14 protein-coding genes and 2 pseudogenes are annotated in these 16,424 nt (G+C 70.1%); 10 read left to right on the top strand and 6 right to left on the bottom strand.

Annotated features, from left to right (window positions below; translation table 11 throughout):
• Window positions 1-57 precede the first annotated feature (57 nt).
• Window positions 58-1,100, bottom strand: a pseudogene (locus ACIBB8_RS22220) (family 2 encapsulin nanocompartment cargo protein polyprenyl transferase).
• Between the two features lie 272 nt (window positions 1,101-1,372).
• On the bottom strand, window positions 1,373-2,779 hold the full coding sequence (locus tag ACIBB8_RS22215) for a family 2B encapsulin nanocompartment shell protein (RefSeq protein ID WP_398954638.1): 1,407 nt from the start codon (window positions 2,777-2,779) through the stop codon (window positions 1,373-1,375).
• Between the two features lie 177 nt (window positions 2,780-2,956).
• Between ACIBB8_RS22215 and ACIBB8_RS22210 the strand changes: the two genes are divergently transcribed.
• The 4 genes from ACIBB8_RS22210 (at window position 2,957) to ACIBB8_RS22195 (ending at window position 6,579) form a co-directional block, all read left to right on the top strand.
• A complete protein-coding gene (locus ACIBB8_RS22210; RefSeq protein ID WP_398954636.1) occupies window positions 2,957-3,403 on the top strand; it encodes an RrF2 family transcriptional regulator in 447 nt (148 codons plus the stop codon).
• An 82-nt stretch (window positions 3,404-3,485) separates the two neighbouring features.
• Window positions 3,486-4,682 carry a globin domain-containing protein gene (locus ACIBB8_RS22205; RefSeq protein WP_398954634.1) on the top strand — a complete coding sequence of 399 codons (1,197 nt, stop codon included), beginning with the start codon at window positions 3,486-3,488 and terminating at the stop codon, window positions 4,680-4,682.
• Between the two features lie 138 nt (window positions 4,683-4,820).
• A complete protein-coding gene (locus ACIBB8_RS22200) occupies window positions 4,821-5,411 on the top strand; it encodes an N-acetylmuramoyl-L-alanine amidase (RefSeq protein WP_398954632.1) in 591 nt (196 codons plus the stop codon).
• 250 nt (window positions 5,412-5,661) lie between these two features.
• Window positions 5,662-6,579: a 1-aminocyclopropane-1-carboxylate deaminase/D-cysteine desulfhydrase gene (locus ACIBB8_RS22195; protein WP_398954630.1), complete on the top strand. Its 918-nt coding sequence runs from the start codon at window positions 5,662-5,664 to the stop codon at window positions 6,577-6,579.
• Here ACIBB8_RS22195 and ACIBB8_RS22190 read toward each other — a convergent pair.
• On the bottom strand, window positions 6,546-8,156 hold the full coding sequence (locus ACIBB8_RS22190; protein ID WP_398954628.1) for a Na+/H+ antiporter: 1,611 nt from the start codon (window positions 8,154-8,156) through the stop codon (window positions 6,546-6,548). The genes ACIBB8_RS22195 and ACIBB8_RS22190 overlap by 34 nt on opposite strands.
• A 35-nt stretch (window positions 8,157-8,191) precedes the next feature.
• Here ACIBB8_RS22190 and ACIBB8_RS22185 point away from each other — a divergent pair, with 35 nt between their 5' ends.
• The 3 genes from ACIBB8_RS22185 (at window position 8,192) to ACIBB8_RS22175 (ending at window position 10,048) form a co-directional block, all read left to right on the top strand.
• Window positions 8,192-8,452: a UBP-type zinc finger domain-containing protein gene (locus ACIBB8_RS22185; RefSeq protein WP_366693338.1), complete on the top strand. Its 261-nt coding sequence runs from the start codon at window positions 8,192-8,194 to the stop codon at window positions 8,450-8,452.
• A gap of 232 nt (window positions 8,453-8,684) precedes the next feature.
• Window positions 8,685-9,098: an anti-sigma regulatory factor gene (locus ACIBB8_RS22180; protein WP_030915678.1), complete on the top strand. Its 414-nt coding sequence runs from the start codon at window positions 8,685-8,687 to the stop codon at window positions 9,096-9,098.
• Window positions 9,095-10,048: an RNA polymerase sigma factor SigF gene (locus tag ACIBB8_RS22175; protein ID WP_398954625.1), complete on the top strand. Its 954-nt coding sequence runs from the start codon at window positions 9,095-9,097 to the stop codon at window positions 10,046-10,048. The genes ACIBB8_RS22180 and ACIBB8_RS22175 overlap by 4 nt, the downstream gene beginning before the upstream one ends.
• A gap of 460 nt (window positions 10,049-10,508) precedes the next feature.
• On the opposite strand, the gene ACIBB8_RS22170 is transcribed toward ACIBB8_RS22175, so the two are convergent.
• On the bottom strand, window positions 10,509-10,886 hold the full coding sequence (locus tag ACIBB8_RS22170; protein WP_398954812.1) for a hypothetical protein: 378 nt from the start codon (window positions 10,884-10,886) through the stop codon (window positions 10,509-10,511).
• A gap of 225 nt (window positions 10,887-11,111) precedes the next feature.
• Between ACIBB8_RS22170 and ACIBB8_RS22165 the strand changes: the two genes are divergently transcribed.
• Both ACIBB8_RS22165 and ACIBB8_RS22160 read left to right on the top strand, forming a co-directional pair.
• The gene (locus ACIBB8_RS22165) at window positions 11,112-12,080 is read left to right on the top strand and encodes a diacylglycerol/lipid kinase family protein (protein ID WP_398954623.1); all 969 of its coding nucleotides are present in this window, start codon (window positions 11,112-11,114) and stop codon (window positions 12,078-12,080) included.
• 320 nt (window positions 12,081-12,400) lie between these two features.
• A complete protein-coding gene (locus ACIBB8_RS22160; protein WP_003953983.1) occupies window positions 12,401-12,658 on the top strand; it encodes a WhiB family transcriptional regulator in 258 nt (85 codons plus the stop codon).
• Window positions 12,659-12,857: 199 nt separating this feature from the next.
• Here ACIBB8_RS22160 and ACIBB8_RS22155 read toward each other — a convergent pair whose 3' ends face one another.
• Both ACIBB8_RS22155 and ACIBB8_RS22150 read right to left on the bottom strand, forming a co-directional pair.
• Window positions 12,858-14,324: a PAS domain-containing sensor histidine kinase gene (locus tag ACIBB8_RS22155; protein WP_398954810.1), complete on the bottom strand. Its 1,467-nt coding sequence runs from the start codon at window positions 14,322-14,324 to the stop codon at window positions 12,858-12,860.
• Window positions 14,325-14,835: 511 nt separating this feature from the next.
• Window positions 14,836-15,112 (bottom strand): annotated as a pseudogene (locus ACIBB8_RS22150) (glucosamine-6-phosphate deaminase); the annotation flags it as partial.
• Window positions 15,113-15,516: 404 nt separating this feature from the next.
• Here ACIBB8_RS22150 and nagB point away from each other — a divergent pair.
• Window positions 15,517-16,302 carry a glucosamine-6-phosphate deaminase gene (nagB, locus tag ACIBB8_RS22145; RefSeq protein WP_398954621.1) on the top strand — a complete coding sequence of 262 codons (786 nt, stop codon included), beginning with the start codon at window positions 15,517-15,519 and terminating at the stop codon, window positions 16,300-16,302.
• The last annotated feature ends 122 nt before the right edge of the window (window positions 16,303-16,424 follow it).

The raw sequence follows: 16,424 nt of genomic DNA, 5'->3' as shown, positions 1-16,424 counted from the left end.
TGACGCCGCACGTGTACGGCGGGAGCCCGGCCGGTCCCCACTGCCCCCTCTCTCCGGTCAGTGCGTCCGGCGGGTGACGAACTCCGCCAGGGCCAACAGGTCACCCGCCGCGGCCAGGTCGGGAACCGCCCGGGACAGATAGTGGACGGCGCGGGCCATCCGGTCCCCCGCGCAGGCCTGTGCCCAGTCCCGGCCGCCGGCCCGGTCGACGGCGTCGGCGGCGCGGCTCACCTCGTCGGGCGTGTTCATGGAGCCCCGGTAGAGCCCGGCGAGTTCGACCGCGGCCGGGGTGTGGGAGGTCAGTGCGGCGACCACCGGCAGAGACTTCTTGTGGGCGGCGAGATCCGCCCCGACCGGCTTCCCGGTCTGCATCGGGTCCCCCCAGATGCCGATCAGGTCGTCGATGAGCTGGAAGGCGAGGCCCGCCTCCCGGCCGAAGCCGTCCATCGCGCCGACCGCCCGTTCCCCACCCCCGCATACAGCGCGCCGAGCGCACAGGCGCAGCCGAGCAGGGCGCCGGTCTTGGCTGTGGCCATGGCAAGGCACTCGTCCAGCGTGACCTCGTCGGGGCCGCGTTTCTCGAAGGAGCAGTCCGCCTGCTGACCCGCGCACAGTTCGATGACGCAGCCGGCGAGCCGGGCCGAGGCGCGCGCCGACACCGGGCGGGAGTCCTCGGCGAGCAGCCGGTGGGCGAGGGCGAGCATGGCGTCACCCGCGATGACGGCGGCCGGGATACCGAAGACCGTCCAGGCCGTGGGACGGTGCCTGCGGGTCCGGTCCTCGTCGATGACATCGTCGTGCAGGAGGCTGAAGTTGTGGACCAGTTCCACGGCCACGGCTGCCCGCACCGCCCGCTCGGGGTCGCCGCCCAACGCCCTGGTCGCGGCAAGGACGAGCGCGGGTCTGATCGCCTTGCCGGCCTGCCCGCCGGCCGCGGAGCCGTCGGCGTGCTCCCAGCCGAAGTGGTACATCGCCACGCGCCGGATGGATCCGGGCAACGATTCGACCGCGGCCCGCAGTTGTGGGTCCACGAGGTTCCGGGCACATTCCAGGAGCGCCGCAGCCTCGTTGCCCTCGGTGGCGGCGTCCGTACTGATCATGGTCACAGGCTCCCCCTGAGGCACCCCCTGAACCGAGGTGCGCCGGCTCGGGGCACCCCGGCCAGGCGCACCCCCCCCGGACCGGGGGCGTGGGTGGTTTCGGTGAGCACACGGGTCCGGTGCAACCCGGTCCCGGGGCATGGATGGACTCGGTGAGTGGGTGGTTTCCACGCGGTCAGTGCGGTGGGACACCCCGGCCGGGCACGCCCCGGGCCGAGGCCGTCACGGGCCCGGACCCGGATCCTGACGGTCCGGTCCGGGCCCCCTGACCGTCAGCGCCAGCGGCTGACCTCGACGTTCTCCAGGACGCCCAGGGCGTCCGGCACCAGGACGGCCGCCGAGTAGTACGCCGTCACCAGGTACGAGATGATCGCCTGCTCGTCGATGCCCATGAACCGGACCGAGAGGCTCGGCTCGATCTCGTCCGGGATGCCGGTCTGCTGCAGTCCGATGACCCCCTGCTCGGCCTCACCCGTTCGCATGCAGATGATCGACGTGGTGCGGGCGTCGGTGACCGGGATCTTGTTGCACGGGAAGATGGGCACCCCGCGCCAGGCGGGCACATGGTGTCCGTCGATCTCCACACTCTCCGGCACCAGTCCACGCTTGCTGCACTCGCGGCCGAAGGCGGCGATGGCCCGCGGATGCGCGAGGAAGAGCTTCGATCCGCGACGGCGCGAGAGCAGTTCGTCCATGTCGTCGGGGCTGGGCACGCCGTCGTGCGGCTGGAGGCGCTGCCCGTAGTCGCAGTTGTTGAGCAGCCCGAACTCGCGGTTGTTGATCAGCTCGTGCTCCTGGCGCTCGCGGAGCGCCTCGACCGTGAGCCGCAACTGCTGCTCGGTTTGGTTCATCGGCTGGTTGTAGAGGTCGGCGACCCGGCTGTGGACCTTCAGCACGGTCTGGGCGACGCTCAACTCGTACTCACGAGGGGCAGATTCGTAGTCCACGAACGTGTGCGGCACGACGGCCTCGCCGACATGGCCCGCGGAGAGGTCGATCTCCGCCTCGCCGTACTTGTTGGTGCGCTGGTGGGGGATGTTGAGCAGCCCGGTGAGATGCGCGCGGAGCGACTCCGCCCGCTCGGTGAGGTTGAGCACGTCCGCCCGCCTGAGCGTGAGTACTGTGCACGCCGTGACGGCACGTGCGGTGTACTCCCAGACGGCGTCGCCCTCGATCAGCGAGTGGTCACCGAAGTACGCTCCGTCGGCGTGCACCCCGAGCACGGTCTCGTCGCCGTACGGGCCGGTACCTACCTTCTCGACCTTGCCGTGCGCCAGCAGGAAGACCCGGTCCGCCGATTCCCCGGCTGCGGCGATCACCTGACCTGCGGCGATCTCGCGCTGTTCGCAGCGGCGGGCCAGCTCGGCGAGCACCTCCTCGTCGGCGAAGTCCCGCAGGGCGGGCAGCTCGCCGAGCTCCGCGGGGATCACCGTGACCCGGTCACCGGTCTGCACGAAGGTCACCCTGCCGTCTCCGACCGAGTAGCTCAGCCGGTGGTTCACCCGGTATGTACCGCCCTGCACCTGCACCCAGGGGAGCATGCGCAGCAGCCACCGCGAGGTGATCTCCTGCATCTGCGGAGCGGACTTGGTGGTCGTCGCGAGGTTCCGCGCGGCCGCCGTGCCCAGACTCTGCTGCGGCGATACCTGCGCGTTCTGAACCTCTTCACCAACGGACATCTGACGTCCTCTCGATCATCGGCTGACCTGCGTGAAAAGACTTTCAGCATGGGGACTCGGCACGCCATTACACAAAAGAGTGTGACTAATCGGGCTTTGGGCTGGGCACGACGCTCCGCGATGCCTCCGGGCGTGAATAACTTGCATCCTCGATGCAAGTTATCTAACGTGACAGCCATGCGGCTGACGAGATTCACCGACGTGGCGCTGCGCGTACTGATGCGCCTCGCCGTCGTGGAGAACGAGGAACCGCCGACCACCCGGGAGGTGGCGGCGACCATGCAGGTGCCGTACACCCACACCGCGAAGGTGGTCGCCCGGCTCCAGCACCTCGGCCTGATCGAGGCGCGACGCGGCCGCGGCGGCGGGCTCACCCTCACCGAAGCCGGTCGGTCCGCATCGATCGGCGGACTCGTCCGCCAGCTCGAAGGGCCCGGCGATGTCGTCGATTGCGAGGGCAGCACCCCCTGCCCGCTGCGCTCGGCCTGCCGGCTGCGCGGCGCCCTGCGCCTGGCGGCGGAGGCCTTCTACGCCTCGCTCGACCCGATCACCGTCACCGAACTCGTCACCTCCCCCACCGGCCCCCTGCTGATCGGTATCAGCCGCAGCCGTCCCGCCGACTGAATCCCCCACCCGGCACAGCCCGGCCTCACCGCTGCCAAAAATAAGAATCCAAAATACCAATTCAATCTGAGGAGTCTGCCCGATGCTCTCCGAGTCGTCGACCGCCACCGTCCGTGCCACCCTCCCCGCCGTCGGCGCAGCCATCGGGGACATCGCCGATCTCTTCTACCGGAAACTCTTCGACGCCCACCCCGAGCTGCTGCGCGACCTCTTCAACCGCGGCCACCAGGCCTCCGGTGCCCAGCGTCAGGCCCTCGCCGGGTCCATCGCGGCGTTCGCGACCCAGCTGGTCGAGCACCCGGACACCCGTCCCGACGTGATGCTCAGCCGCATCGCCCACAAGCACGCCTCGCTCGGCGTGACCGCCGCACAGTACGAGGTGGTGCACACCCATCTCTTCGCCGCCATCGCCGAGGTGCTCGGTGACGCGGTCACGCCGGAGGTCGCGGCCGCCTGGGACGAGGTCTACTGGCTGATGGCCAACGCCCTGATCGCCATCGAGGACCGGCTCTACGCCCAGCGGGGCCTCGTCGCCGGTGACGTCTGGCGTGAATGGGAGGTGGTCGCGAGGGTCGAGGAGAACGACGACGTCGCCACCTTCCAGCTTCGCCCGGCCGACGACGCGCCCGCCCCCGACTTCCGGCCCGGTCAGTACGTCTCCGTGCAGGTGGAACTGCCCGACGGAGCCCGGCAGATACGGCAGTACAGCCTTACCTGCGGTCCCGATTCCCGGCTGCACTCGATCACCGTCAAGCGAGTGCACGGCGGCGGTTCACCCGACGGCGAGGTCTCGGCGCACCTGCACGCCACCACCCGGGCCGGTGACCGGCTGCGCGTCTCCGCCCCGTACGGCGATCTGGTCATCGACGCCGTAGACGCCCCGCTGCTGCTCGCCTCCGCGGGCATCGGCTGCACCCCGATGCTGTCGATGCTGGAGAACCTCGCGGCGACCGGCCACCGGGCCCCGGTCACCGTCGTGCACGGCGACCGCTCCCCGGCCGACCACGCCCTGCGCGCCGACCATGCGCAGCTCACCGCCAAGCTGCCGGACGGCACGGCACACTTCTGGTACGAGAACCCGGAGCCCGGCCACCCGGCCGACCGCACCGGCCTGGTCGACCTGGGCGGCATCCCGGTCCTGCCCGGCACGCACGCGTACCTCTGCGGTCCGCTGCCCTTCATGCGGGCCGTGCGCACCCAACTGCTGGCCAAGGGTGTCCCGGCGGCCGACATCCACTACGAGGTGTTCGGCCCCGACCTGTGGCTCGCCCAGGACTGAACCGCCGTGGGTGCTCGCGGACTTGACCGGATCGGCTCGCACACCGCCCGAACAGAGGGCCCGGGAATGGCCCGGAGCCCGGCGCTCCGGTACAAGCGCTGTAAGGATTCGCTCCCCCACGCGCACAAGGAGTCGGCCATGTCCTCACCCATGTCCGCGAGCACCTTCCTCGAAGCCCTGGTGAACGAAGGGCTCACCGTTGTCCTGGTCGGCGGCTGGCGTACGCACAACCGCAACCACAAGGGCCCCTGGGGACCTGTCAACGGCGTGATGATCCATCACACCGCCACCAGGGGCACCGAGGCCACCGTCCGCATCTGCCGTGACGGTTACCCGGGGCTTCCCGGACCGCTCTGCCACGGCGTGATCGCCAAGGACGGCCGGATCCATCTGGTCGGCTACGGCCGCACCAACCACGCCGGGCTCGGCGACGACGACGTCCTGCGCGCCGTCGTCGCCGAGAAGCGCCTGCCGGCCGACAACGAGGCCAACACCGACGGGAACAGGCACTTCTACGGCTTCGAGTGCGAGAACCTCGGCGACGGCAAGGACCCCTGGCCCGAGGTCCAGCTGGACGCCGTCGAGAAGGCCGCCGCCGCGGTCTGCCGCCACCACGACTGGACCTCCCGGTCCGTGATCGGGCACCGGGAGTGGCAGCCCGGCAAGGTCGATCCGCGCGGCTTCACGATGGACTACCTGCGCGCCCGGATCCACGACCGGCTGACGTAGCCGCTCGCCCCCGCTTACGGCCTGGTGCACGATAGCGAGCGGATCAGCGAACGGCGTCATGCGGCTTCGATGGCGAGGCGGAGGACGGAGTCGACGCGGAGCGTCGGTGACCGACGACAACGCCGAAGGGAGCCCCTCCCTGCTCGAGCGAAGCCGAGAGCTTGGGGGAGGAGTCGCATGACGCCGGGAGCCCACTCCCTGTCGTGGGGGAGGCCGTTGGGTCACCGGGGTGCCGGGCGACAATGGGCGCATGCCCTCCGACCCGCCCGCCCTCTCCCGGCTGCGGCCGGTGCTCCCGTCCCCCCTGCAACCGGCCGAGGACGAGCGCTTCGCCCGGCACGGCGTGCGGCTGCTGCTCAAACGCGACGATCTGATCCACCCCGATCTGCCGGGCAACAAGTGGCGCAAACTCTCCCCCAACCTGGCGGCCGCCGCCGGGCGCACCGTGCTGACCTTCGGCGGTGCGTTCTCCAACCACCTGCGTGCCACCGCCGCCGCAGGCCGGCTGCTCGGCTTCCCGACCGTCGGCGTCGTGCGCGGCGACGAGCTGGCCGGCCGCCCGCTCAACCCGTCGCTGGCGCAGTGCGCGGCGGACGGCATGCGTCTGCGCTTCGTGGACCGGGCGACGTACCGCGCGAAGACCGATCCAGCGGTCCTGGCGGGGCTGCTGAGCGACTGCGGGGAGTGTGTCGTCGTCCCGGAGGGCGGCAGCAACGCCCTGGCCGCACAGGGCTGCACAGCGCTGGGGCGCGAGCTGCACGGCCGGGCCGATGTGGTCGCGGTGGCGTGCGGCACCGGTGGCACCCTCGCCGGTCTCGCCGCGGGCCTCGCACCCGGTCAGCGGGCACTCGGCATCCCGGTGCTGCGCGGCGGCTTCCTGGGGGACGCGGTACGGGAGCTGCAGCGGGAGGCGTTCGGCGGCCCGGCCGGGGCGTGGTCGCTGGACGAGCGCTTCGCCTTCGGCGGCTATGCCCGGACGACACCGGAGCTGCACGCCTTCGCCGACGACTTCGAGGACCGGCACGGGCTGCCCGTCGAGCGTCTCTATGTCGCCAAATTGCTCTATGGACTGATGACACTCGCCCAGGAGGACGCGTTCACTCCGGGCACCACGGTCGCCGCTGTCGTCACGGGTCAGCCCTGGGGGGCGTCGGACTCCTCCCGGTAGGCCGCCGCCTCCTCCAGGTCCAGCCGCCGCAGCAGGTTCCGCAGCATCTCGTCGTCGATCCGGCGCTCGTCCCGGAGCCGGACGAAGACGGTGCGCTCGGCCTCGATCATTTCGCCGGCCAGCCTCCGGTAGGTGTCGTCCGCCGACTCCCCGGTCAGCGGATTGGAGGCTCCGAGCCTCTCCCACACGGCGTTGCGGCGGCGCTCCAGGACGGTGCGGAGCCGGTCGGTGAGCGGTCCGGGCAGGCAGTTGCGCGGGTCCTGGAGGAGCTCTTCCAGGCGCGCCTCGGCGGCCGCGGACGCCTCGCTCTGGGCCTGTGCCTCGGCGAGGGTCTCGGCCTGCGTGTCGCGCCCGGGGAGCTTCAGGACGCGCACCAGGAGAGGCAGGGTGAGCCCCTGGATGACCAGCGTGCCGATGACGGTCGTGAAGGTCAGGAACAGCACCAGGTTGCGGGCCGGGAAGGGGGCCCCTGCCGTCGTCACCACCGGGATGGAGAAGGCGATGGCGAGCGAGACGACGCCGCGCATCCCGGCCCAGCCGACGATCAGGGGCGAGGTCCAGTTGGTCTCCGGTTCGCGTTCCCTGATCCGCCGCGAGAGCCAGCGGGGCAGGTACGCGGCCGGGTACACCCAGACGAAGCGGACCACGACGACGGCGAGGAACACGGCAACCGCGTACCAGAGCGCCTCCGCGACGGCGTACGTACCGAGCCCCTTCAGCACGAAGGGCAGCTGCAGTCCGATCAGCGCGAAAACCGCCGACTCCAGGATGAAGGCGACCATCTTCCACACGGCCGCCTCCTGGAGCCGGGTCGCGAAGTCGACCTGCCAGGAGCGGTGCCCCAGGTAGAGCGCGACGACCACCACGGCGAGCACTCCGGAGGCATGCACCCGCTCAGCCGCCGCGTACGCCACGAAGGGGATCAGCAGCGACAGGGTGTTCTGCAGCAGGGGTTCTCCGAGATGGGTACGGAGCCAGTGCAGCGGCACCATCAGCACCAGGCCGACCCCGACACCGCCGACCGCCGCCAGGAAGAACTCGCCGATCCCGGCTCCCCAGCTCATGCCCTCGCCGACGGCTGCGGCCAGCACCACCTTGAAGGCGGTGATCGCGGTCGCGTCGTTCACCAGGGACTCGCCCTGCAGGATCGTCGTGACCCGGGCGGGCAGCCCGACCCGACGGGCGATGGCGGCGGCCGTGACGGCGTCCGGCGGCGCGATGACGGCGCCCAGCACCAGCGCGGCGGTCAGCGGCAGGTCGGGAACGAGCCAGTACGCCAGCCACCCGACAGCGAAGGTCGCGAAGAGGACGTAGCCGACGGAGAGCAGGGCGATCGGCCTGATGTTGGCCCGCAGATCGAGATACGAGCTGTCGACCGCAGCTGTGTAGAGCAGCGGCGGCAGCAGCAGCGGCAGCACGATGTGCGCGTCCAGGGTGTACGTCGGCACCCCGGGCAGGTAGGAGGCGAGCAGCCCCGCGGTCACCAGCAGCAGCGGGGCCGGTACCGGGGTGCGCCTCGCCGCGCCCGCGATCGCGGCACTGGCCGCGACCAGTGCCACCAGCGGCAATGCGTCCATCTCACGGTCCTCGCATCCGTCGTAACCTGACAATCATGAGTGAGTGCCTGCACGTTCTCGAACTGCCGAGCCCCGAGCCTGTCCCGCTCGATGCCACATGTCCCGAATGTCTTGCCGCGGGCACCCACCCCGTGCAACTGCGGCTCTGCCTGGTCTGTGGTCATGTCGGCTGCTGCGACTCGTCGCCCCTGCAGCACGCGACGGGACACTTCAAGGAGACCGGCCATCCGGTCATGCGGAGCTTCGAGGCGGGAGAAAGCTGGCGCTGGTGCTTCGAGGACGGTTCGATCGTCTGAGGCCTGGGTACGTCAAACCGGCGCCGGTTCTTCGTAATTGACCGCCTCAGACCTCTAGCCACTGTGTGTGCTCATGGGTTTACCATGAGTGACAGCAGTGGGGATGGGGTCCCGGCGACACGGCATCATGGATCGCGATAGCGTCACCGGACCAAGAACCGAAGACGTACCGCATGGCTCCGGGGCACCCTCCCGGAACCTCGAATGAGTTTGTGCCACCTTGGAGGTGAGGGTGTCCCAGATCGCAGGCGAGCCCGGGAATCAGGACTTCGTGGAAGTCCGGCTGCCCGCTGCGGGTGCCTACCTGTCGGTGCTGCGTACGGCCACGGCCGGTCTCGCAGCGCGCTTGGACTTCACTCTCGACGAGATCGAGGATCTTCGCATCGCGGTCGACGAGGCCTGCGCGATCCTGCTTCAGCAGGCCGTGCCGGGCTCTGTCCTCAGCTGCGTGTTCCGGCTCGTCGACGATTCCCTTGAGGTGACCGTGGCCGCCCCGACGACGGACGGCCGGGCCCCGGAGCGCGACACCTTCGCCTGGACGGTGCTCTCCGCACTGGCCGGCAAAGTCGACTCCACGGTCGCCGATGACCGTACGGTCAGCATCAGCCTGTACAAACAGCGCGGCGCGGGACCCGGGCCGGCGTGAGCAACGGGAACGGGGACGGTCCGGTGCGGGACGAGACGATCCGACCAGGGGTGGTGCGAGCAGCAGGCATCCCCGAGCAGCAGGCCCTGCCCCATCCAGTGGACGGGGCGGACGGGCCGGTGGTCCGTACGGTCGCGGTGGAGCAGTCGCAGGCGGAGCGGGCAGGCCAGATGAGCGAGCACGGGCACCACGATCCACATGACCGCAGCGGGGCGCGGGCGCTCTTCTACGAGCTGCGGGAACTCCCCGACGGCTCGCCGGAGAAGGCCGAGCTGCGCAATCGGCTGGTGCGGATGCATCTTCCGCTCGTGGAGCATCTGGCCCGCCGGTTCCGCAACCGCGGCGAGCCGCTCGACGATCTGACCCAGGTCGCCACCATCGGCCTGATCAAGTCGGTGGACCGATTCGACCCGGACCGGGGCGTCGAGTTCTCGACGTACGCCACGCCGACCGTCGTCGGCGAGATCAAGCGCCACTTCCGCGACAAGGGCTGGGCGGTCCGGGTGCCGCGCCGGCTGCAGGAGCTGCGCCTCTCGCTCACCACAGCCACCGCCGAGCTCTCCCAGCAGCACGGCCGGTCGCCCACAGTGCACGAGCTGGCAGAACGGCTGGGCATCTCCGAGGAAGAGGTCCTGGAGGGCCTGGAATCGGCCAATGCGTACAGCACGCTGTCGCTCGACGTGCCGGACACGGACGACGAGTCCCCGGCGGTGGCGGACACGCTGGGCTCGGAGGACGAGGCGCTGGAGGGCGTCGAGTACCGGGAGTCGCTGAAGCCGCTGCTGGAGGACCTGCCGCCCCGGGAGAAGCGCATTCTGCTGCTCCGGTTCTTCGGCAACATGACCCAGTCGCAGATCGCGCAGGAGGTCGGCATCTCGCAGATGCATGTCTCGCGTCTGCTGGCGCGCACGCTGGCGCAGCTGCGCGAGCGGCTGCTCGTCGAGGAGTAGCCGGACGGGCTGCGGGCACTGTGGTTCAGCAGCCGTACGGTGCGCTTCCGCGCCTAGGGCCTGTTCTGAGTTCCCCGCCTGCGCCCCGACGCCCGGCACGCACGCTCGCCGCACGGCGCCGCAGGACAGGTGGCTCCGCCACATGACCTGCGACACCGCACGCCGATCGCACGCACCGACCACCGCTGCGCCCGCGCTTCGCGCGGACGACGGGGAACTCAGAACAGGCCCTAGTGCCCCTTGGCAGGCTTTGCCCCGTCGCACCGTCCGGCACGCTCGCTCGCCGCGTGGGCCATAAGCCCTGGCAGCTCCTTCCCCAAGCTCCCAGCTCCGTTCGAGCAGGGGGAGACCCCGTCCAAGGACGTCCGGACGCCTTGCGATCGCACGGATGGGGCGATGCTCCTCATGGGGCACGCATTGCCGGTCACGCCACTGGCTACGGACGTGCCGCGTCGCGAGGTCACGCCTCCGGCGTCGCGCCCGGTCCCCGGATGCCGAGCGCTTCCCGGGTCGTCGGCCTGGCCAGCTGGAATAGCGCCGTCAGCGAAACCGCGGCAAGGACGATCCCGGCCGGGATCAGCGCGCCGTGCGACCGCAGCAGCGTCCAGGCCACCGGCAGCGCGATGATCTGTGTGATGAGCGCCGGGCCGCGGCTCCAGCTGCGCCGCCGCATCAGTCCGCGGGACGCGATCAGCGGGATCAGGCCGAGGGCGATCAGAGTGAGCCCGCCCGTCTCCGCCTGCTGCGGGCTCTCGGGCTGGCCGAGCAGCCCCATGACCAGCATGTAGATCCCGCCGAGGGCGAGCGCCGCCCCTTCGAGGACATTGAGCCCGGCCACGAGAGCGATCCGGGCCGGCTTCGTCGGCTCGGCCATGGGCGACGAGGACGGCGTGTTCTGCTGAGTACTCACCCTTGCAGGTTGACATCCCGGCCCGGTGAAAGCGAAGCCGGGGTCTGGACCGGGGTGCCGCGCCCGAGCCCCTCGCAGCCGGTCCGTCACTGAACGTGAAGGGCAGGGGGCGGGGCTTCAGACCGGTACCGCACGGTAGGTAGTCTGGCGGTCATGCGTGCACTCCTCGTGGTCAATCCAGCTGCTACCACCACCAGTGCGCGTACCCGTGACGTGCTCATTCACGCGCTCGCCAGCGAGATGAAGCTGGAGGCGGTGACCACGGAGTACCGGGGGCACGCCCGGGACCTGGGACGGCGGGCCGCGGACTCGGACGACATCGATCTCGTCGTCGCCCTCGGCGGCGACGGCACGGTCAACGAGGTCGTGAACGGTCTGCTGCACCGCGGTCCCGATATAGACAGCCTGCCGAGCCTGGCCGTGGTCCCCGGCGGCTCCACCAATGTCTTCGCGCGCGCCCTCGGCCTGCCGAACGACGCGGTGGAGGCGACCGGCGCCATCCTGGACGCGCTCGCCAACCGGACCGAACGCACGGTCGGCCTGGGACTTGCGGCCGGCACGCCGGGCACCGAGGACGAGTCGGTCCCCGAACGCTGGTTCACGTTCTGTGCCGGTCTCGGATTCGACGCGGGCGTGGTCGGCCGCGTCGAACAGAAGCGCGAACTCGGGAAGCGGTCCACGCATGCGCTGTACGTGCGCCAGGTGGTCCGGCAGTTCCTGGAGGAGCCGCACCGGCGGCACGGAGTGATCACGCTGGACGTCCCCGGCCAGGACCCGGTCACCGATCTCGCGCTCTCCATAATCTCGAACACCGCCCCCTGGACCTACCTGGGGAATCGCCCGATGTACGCGTCCCCGAAGGCGTCGTTCGACACCGCTCTGGACGTCCTCGGGCTGAAGCGCCTCTCCACTCCGGCGGTCGCCCGGTACGGCACCCAGCTGCTCACCTCGACCCCCGAGAGGGGCCCGCAGGGCAAGCACGCGGTTTCACTCCATGACCTCACGGACTTCACCTTGCATTCAAAGGCCCCGCTGCCCTTCCAGATGGACGGTGACCACCTGGGCCTGCGTACGAGTGTGACGTTCACAGGCGTACGCCGTGCACTGCGTGTGATTGTGTGAGTGGAAGGGCCCAAAGTCCTTTAACTCGAACGTTTGGACTGGCTTCCACCCCCTGGAAGTACGGCTGTGACCTAGCCGACACCGAGGAATCAAAAAAAAGTTTCCGGAAGGGGTTGTATCCGCCGCCGAGGTTTGCGAATCTCTACATGGCGATCGGGACGGCCCGCAACAACGGCCTCCACTGAGAGCCAGAACCCCTCCTCACTTGCACAGGACCACAACCAGTTCATCTGGGCGTCGGCCCATCATCTGCGGGGGGATTCGTGAAAGCGTTCACATTCACAAGCAACTGTATGTAATACCAAGGAGAGGTAGCAGCCATGGACTGGCGTCACAACGCCGTTTGTCGTGAGGAAGACCCCGAGCTGTTCTTCCCCATCGGCAACACCGGTCCTGCGCTGCTGCAGATCGAGGAAGCCAAGGCCGTCTGCCGTCGCTGCCCCGTCATGGAGCAGTGCCTGCAGTGGGCGCTCGAGTCCGGCCAGGACTCCGGCGTCTGGGGTGGCCTCAGCGAGGACGAGCGCCGCGCAATGAAGCGCCGCGCCGCTCGCAACCGGGCGCGTAACGCCAGCGCCTGATTCGACGCCACCGCTACGAGCCTCAGTCAGGCGGCGCGTACAGAGCGTACGCACGAACCCGCCCCCCGAGTCGCAGCGCGCAGCACCCCAAAAGCGCACGCATGAAGCAGTGGGCCCGGACCGTGATCAACGGTCCGGGCCCACTGCTTTGCGCATTCCCGTTCGCGCCGTCCGCCGGGTGTGCCCCGGCGGCAGCCGGTCACTTCTCCGCACGGACCGGAATGTCGAGGACCACCCGGGTGCCGCGCTCGGGGGCCGGGACCATGCCGAACGATCCGCTCAACTCGCCCTCCACCAGCGTCCGTACGATCTGCAGCCCCAGATTGCCGGCCTGCTGCGGGTCGAACCCCTCGGGCAGCCCGCACCCGTCGTCCTGGACAGTGATCAGCAATCGCGCCTCGGCCGACAAGCCGCCGCGCACCGCCGAGACCTCAACCGTGCCGGTCTGGCCGACGGTGAACGCGTGTTCCAGGGCATTCTGCAGCACCTCGGTGAGCACCATGGCGAGCGGAGTGGCCACTTCCGCATCGAGGATGCCGAAGCGCCCATTGCGCCGGCAGGCGACCCGGCCCGGGGAGATCTCGGAGACCATCGCGATGACCCGGTCGGCGATCTCGTCGAACTCGACCCGCTCGTCCAGATTCTGGGACAACGTCTCATGGACGATCGCGATCGAACCGACGCGCCGTACCGCCTCGTTGAGGGCTTCACGGCCCTGCGTGGACTCCATCCGTCGGGCCTGCAGACGCAACAGGGCAGCCACCGTCTGGAGGTTGTTCTTCACCCGGTGGTGGATCTCGCGGATGGTGGCGTCCTTCGTGATCAACTCGCGCTCGCGTCGGCGCAGTTCGGTGACGTCGCGGAGGAGGACCAGAGAGCCGATCCGGACTCCCTTGGGCTTGAGCGGGATCGCCCGGAGCTGGATCACGCCGCCCGCGCCTTCGACCTCGAACTCGCGGGGCGCGTAACCGCTCGCCAGTTTGACCAGGGCCTCGTCCACCGGGCCGCGGGAGGGGGCGAGTTCGGCGGTGGTCCGGCCGAGGTGGTGTCCGACGAGGTCGGAGGCGAGACCGAGGCGGTGGTACGCGGAGAGGCCGTTGGGGCTGGCGTACTGGACGACGCCGTCGGCATCGAGCCTGATCAGACCGTCACCGACGCGCGGGGAGGCATCCATGTCGACCTGCTGGCCCGGGAACGGGAAGGCCCCCGCGGCGATCATCTGGGCCAGGTCGGAGGCCGACTGCAGATAGGTGAGCTCCAGCCGTGACGGGGTGCGGACGGTCAGGAGGTTCGTGTTGCGGGCGATGACGCCCAGAACCCGGCCCTCACGGCGTACGGGGATCGACTCGACCCGAACCGGCACCTCCTCGCGCCATTCCGGGTCGCCCTCGCGCACGATCCGGCCCTCGTCGAGCGCCGCGTCCAGCAGCGGACGGCGGCCGCGCGGCACCAGATGGCCGACCATGTCGTCCTGGTACGAGGTGGGTCCCGTGTTGGGCCGCATCTGGGCGACGGACACATAGCGGGTCCCGTCGCGGGTAGGCACCCACAGGACGAGGTCGGCGAAGGACAGGTCGGAGAGCAGCTGCCACTCCGAGACCAGCAGATGCAGCCACTCGAGGTCGGTGTCGCCGAGGGCTGTGTGCTGGCGGACGAGGTCGTTCATGGAGGGCACGTGTGCGAGCGTACCTGTGGATACGCGATGGTTCCGAACCGAACCAGTTGCCCGTACGTGCAAGGGCAGAAGGGCCGGAAATTGGCGTGCTCCGATGGATGGACAGACGAGAATGGTCTAGTCCACAATGCTCAAGACAGAGCTTCCGCTCTCCCCGCACAGGAGAGTGGATCGAGGTACCCGCGCTCTCTGCCCTGACTGCGCCGGCACCTCCCCCGGCCGGGGGCACCGCACACCGCCGGCCGAGCAGACCGTCCGGCGCCTGGGGGGTGGAAGAAGGAGCGGGGCTGGGTGCGTGCAGCTGCAAGGCGGAGGATTGAACCAACGCGGAGCGTTGGTGATTGACGACAACGCCGCAGATGTGCGTGCCCAGCCCCGCGACGCCGCCCCCCAGGCGGTGGCCGGTCTTACTCCGGGCTGCGGTGCCGGACGGGCTGAGGGTCCCGTCCTGGCGCCGCGGCCCGCGGGTGTTTCTGCGGGCCCCCACCGGAGACCGGCAGGGTCAGCGGGTCCCGGTGACCTTGGCCAGGGCACGGGGCGCGTCCGGGTCTGTCCTGGCCGCGGGCGATCGTCACCTCGTACGCCGGCATCTGCAGCGGCAGGATCTCCAGGATCGGCTGGACCTCCTCGGCGACCCCGGCCGTCGGCAGGACGAATGCCGCGGACGCCGCCTCCGCCTGGGCCTTGGGGCCGACCACGAAGAGGTCCGCGCCGCGGCCGCGCAGTCGGTCCAGGACCGCCTGGAGGGTCTCGCCGACCCAGCCGTCCGTGACGACAGAGCGCGGCGTTGCCCGACGTGCCGCGGGCGGCGAGGAGGACGAAGCGCGGCTTCTTCGCCGCGATCTCGGTGGCCACCGCGCGGATCAGGGGGCGCCCCGGTCGAGGATGCGGCGCAGCATCCCTGGCCGCTCGGCCATCTCGCCGGACGGATCCGGCGCGGCCGCTCGCCCTCACCGGCCGAAAACGTGGCGGACATGCCAGGTGCCTCCCAGAGGTGTCTCGGTGCGTCCGGAGCGCCGCTCGACCAAGTCGACCACGGGGTACGGGAGCGCCGTCAGCGGGCGGCGGCCGGACAGCGCGCGAAGGGAACCCGGAGGTCGCCTGCGGGTTGCCAGGCTCTGCTAGATTAGCCTTAGATTGGTCTATACCACATATCGAGACTCTTCAGATCGGCAGGCCCCGCGTGGAAGTTGTCATCGTCCCGGACGCCAAGGCAGGCGGCGAACTCATCGCGGGAGCCATCGGCGCCCTGCTGAGCCGCAAGCCCGACGCCCTTCTCGGCGTTGCCACCGGCTCGACCCCGCTGCCCATCTACCAGGCGCTGGCCGCCAAGGTGCGCTCCGGCGAGGTGGACGCCTCGCGTGCGCGCATCTGCCAGCTCGACGAGTACGTCGGACTGCCGCCCGGCCACCCCGAGTCGTACCGTTCGGTGGTGCTGCGCGAGGTCGTCGAGCCGCTCGGACTGTCCAAGGAGTCCTTCATGGGCCCGGACGGCTCCGCCGAGGACGTCCAGGCCGCCTGTGAGGCCTACGACCAGGCGCTCGCCGCGGCGGGCGGGGTGGACCTTCAGCTGCTCGGGATCGGCACGGACGGGCACATCGGCTTCAACGAGCCGTGCTCCTCGCTGGCGTCCCGTACCCGGATCAAGACGCTGACCGAGCAGACCCGGGTCGACAACGCGCGCTTCTTCGACAACGACATCAGCCAGGTGCCGCACCACGTCATCACGCAGGGCATCGGCACGATCCTGGAGTCCCGCCACCCGATCCTGCTGGCGACGGGCAAGGGCAAGGCCGAGGCGGTGGCGCTGACGGTCGAGGGGCCGGTCGCGTCGTTCGTACCGGCGTCGGCCCTGCAGCTGCATCCGCATGCGACGGTGGTCGTGGACGAGGCCGCGGCGTCGAAGCTGAAGCTGGCGGACTACTTCCGGGCCACGTATGCGGCGAAGCCGCGGTGGCAGGGGATCTAGTGTCCTGCGCCGGGAATTGTGGGTGCTGTAGATGCCCCTATGTTTCGTCAAGTGGCTGAAGGTCTCTGTGCGGCCGTCGGAGGCTGGATGTGCCGGTAGAGCTCGCGGGCCACGTAGCGTTT

It is taken from the genome of Streptomyces sp. NPDC051286, assembly GCF_044455345.1.
In the GTDB taxonomy this organism is placed as follows: domain Bacteria; phylum Actinomycetota; class Actinomycetes; order Streptomycetales; family Streptomycetaceae; genus Streptomyces.
Note: the sequence above shows the minus strand (reverse complement) of the source record. Positions and strands in the feature narration are given on the sequence as shown.